Raw genomic sequence first — 2,747 nt, 5'->3', positions numbered from 1 at the left:
ACAGCATTTAGTTTTTTTACAACACATGCGTTATTTCACGCTTCCTTTAGCATTTCTTTTGCTGATTCTACGACTCTTTTATCCAATAATTTTGATTTCAACGCCATTTAAACTTCGCTATTTTACCCACTTCAGTAGGGTTTCCTTTCTACTATTGTCTATACATCCCTTGTACAGTGGAAATTAGTATAAGCACCCTGAATAAGAGTTATTTTTCTTTAATGAATTGTGGTTTAGCACTCTCAAAAGTTAGACACGGATAGTTTAAAAAGGGCGTTAAAACACAGGCTAAAGTACAATTAGGTAGATAAAATTTTTATCTCTACAATGCAGTTAATCCTAGAAATGGAGAGAGTTCTAGCTTATTTAGACCAAATGTTAACACTGATTGCATGAATATATTTCTTGAACAAATGTCGCAATCACGAGAAGTCTTTTCTATCATAAATTATGCTAGTTAGCATAAATTAAAAAAATTTAAAGGCACTTAAAAATATCGAGATTATATACCTACCACCATACCACCCAAGCCAACCCTATTGAGAGATTTTGGTTGCATATAAAACAGAACATTTTGCGTAACAAAATCTATAATACAATTGCCTTGCTTTAGAACACTTTGTACAAATTTATGACCTCTCTTTCTCGCTCTGCAATTAAAAAACTCCGCAATGTCACTTATTTGATCCACTAACAATAAGAATTGATATAAGCAGGTAAAAGATAATTTTGCTGAAGATATTTATGTAGCTTTTGGTATTACTCGTAACAAAAATGTGGAAAAATTCTTGGAACACCCAAAACTTTATATCAAGCTACTATGCACGGTTCGTGTTAAATCTGAGCCCAAAGCAACAAATACAAATTTAATCAGGGAATGAGTATCAATAATATAGAAATAAATGCTATTAAATATGAATTAATCAGTAATGCTACTATACTAAAGCACACTAAAAGCCCTATTCAAAATGTTAAAACTATACTGATTTGTGGTTCATTATTTCTGGCCAGAGATTTCTGCCATGGAAAATGATCAAGCTTTTTAAAATTTATATCAATTAGTACTATATTTTTCTCTGAAGGAAGCTATATTATAACTATGGGCAACATAATCGTAAAAAAATTCGGTGGAACTTCGTTAACTGATCTAACCAGAGTTGCAAATTTAATAAAAAAAGATGTTGATAATGGTTGTAGCGTAGTTGTTATTGTTTCTGCCGTTGCAGGGCTTACCGACCAAATGGTTTTTCAGGCTAGACAAATTTCAAACTTAAGCCACAAACAAGAACTATCAGAATATGACGTTATGCTTTCAGCAGGGGAGCAAATTTCTTGTGGCCTATTGGCGATCACTCTCCTATCTATCGGAGTAAATGCCCAATCTTGGCTTGCCTGGCAGTTACCAATTATAACTGACGATTCTTATTCCGAGTCTAAAATAAAAACAATAAAGATCGATCATTTGGAAAGATCTTTTGCTGAAGGTTACACTGTGGCGATCATCGCCGGTTTTCAGGGCACATATAATAATAGAATCACTACCTTTGGAAGAGGAGGTTCTGATATATCAGCAGTTGCCCTGGCAGTAGTTTTTGGTGCCAAAGTTTGTGAGATTTTCACTGATATCGATGGAATATATACGGCTGATCCAAAAATTGTCCCAAAAGCACGCAAACTTAAATCCATCTCTTACGATGAAATGTTGGAGATGTCATCATCAGGTGCTAAAATATTGCATAACCGTTCAGTACAACTTGCAATGAAACATAACATTAAAGTACAAGTACTATCCACTTTTAAAGAGATAGAAGGCACTGCAGTATTACATGAAAATGATGTACTAGAGAAACACACAATTACCGGAATAACTTATAGCACTAATGAAGCTCTTGTAACTTTTACCAACCTTGCAAATAATTTGCACACTCTAAAAGATATGGCATTGGCAAACATTAAAATCGATATGATACATGGATCAAGCATTGTAATTTCCGAGTTCGATATTGACTTAATGAAAAGGTTGCTAAACGAGAATAAAGATTATGTTATAAACAATAATGCAGCTAAAATTTCAATAATTGGTATTGGTGTTATGTCTGTGATGTGCCATACACTCAAGGTCTTGAGTGAAAAAAAGATAGAAATACTTGCGATTACAGCATCCGAAACCAAAATCAGTATCATCGTTCAAAGGGAATGTGCCGAAGCTCTAGTTAGGGATCTACATACTGAGCTAGTGTGTACAGAAAGTGGCTGATCTTATGTCTTAATCCTCCCTTTCTAATATTTCATAGAGAAAGGCAAATATCCTATTCAGTAAAAGCAGAAAGAAACCATGAATGGTTAAAAAGCCTACTTTTCATCGTTGGTAAACCTTATTCTATATACAGGGTAAAGATTTCAAACATAAGGAAGTTGAATATTTGCGCAAAATAGTGTATAATTAATAATGTTTTTTAAGTGAATTTCTTATAGGTTTTTCTGAGTTTCTAGACCAAAAAAACAATTTTGCATTTCTGGAGCATCTTTGCACTGAGAAAAACAAGGATATTCTCATTCATTTTCTCAATGATATTGTAGATTAAACCGGTAAAGCTAAATAGAGGGTGTGTAAGCTTTCTAATATCAATTCTCACTATTAGTAGATCAAATAAGTGGCATTGCAGAGTTGTTTAATCGTAGAGTGAGAAAGAGGGGTAATAGGTTTGCACAAAGTGCTTTCAAGCAAAGCAATTGTATTATAAGCT

At 33.5% G+C, this 2,747-nt stretch carries 3 protein-coding genes and 2 pseudogenes; 3 read left to right on the top strand and 2 right to left on the bottom strand.

The features are described 5' to 3' along the window. Positions 1-322 precede the first annotated feature (322 nt). The gene (locus tag GO684_RS05660; protein WP_255419667.1) at positions 323-445 is read right to left on the bottom strand and encodes a hypothetical protein; all 123 of its coding nucleotides are present in this window, start codon (positions 443-445) and stop codon (positions 323-325) included. Positions 446-502: 57 nt separating this feature from the next. Continuing rightward, positions 503-691: a hypothetical protein gene (locus GO684_RS04925; protein WP_175939412.1), complete on the bottom strand. Its 189-nt coding sequence runs from the start codon at positions 689-691 to the stop codon at positions 503-505. Positions 692-716: 25 nt separating this feature from the next. Between GO684_RS04925 and GO684_RS05840 the strand changes: the two are divergent. The 3 genes and pseudogenes from GO684_RS05840 to GO684_RS06105 all read left to right on the top strand — a co-directional run. Further along, positions 717-1,046, top strand: a pseudogene (locus tag GO684_RS05840) (bifunctional folylpolyglutamate synthase/dihydrofolate synthase); the annotation flags it as partial. A gap of 53 nt (positions 1,047-1,099) precedes the next feature. Further along, positions 1,100-2,257: an aspartate kinase gene (locus tag GO684_RS04915; protein ID WP_175939409.1), complete on the top strand. Its 1,158-nt coding sequence runs from the start codon at positions 1,100-1,102 to the stop codon at positions 2,255-2,257. A gap of 214 nt (positions 2,258-2,471) precedes the next feature. After that, positions 2,472-2,579: pseudogene (locus tag GO684_RS06105) on the top strand (Rpn family recombination-promoting nuclease/putative transposase); the annotation flags it as partial. Positions 2,580-2,747: the final 168 nt, after the last annotated feature.

Source organism: Wolbachia endosymbiont of Litomosoides brasiliensis (assembly GCF_013366805.1).
GTDB lineage: Bacteria > Pseudomonadota > Alphaproteobacteria > Rickettsiales > Anaplasmataceae > Wolbachia.
Note: the sequence above shows the minus strand (reverse complement) of the source record. Positions and strands in the feature narration are given on the sequence as shown.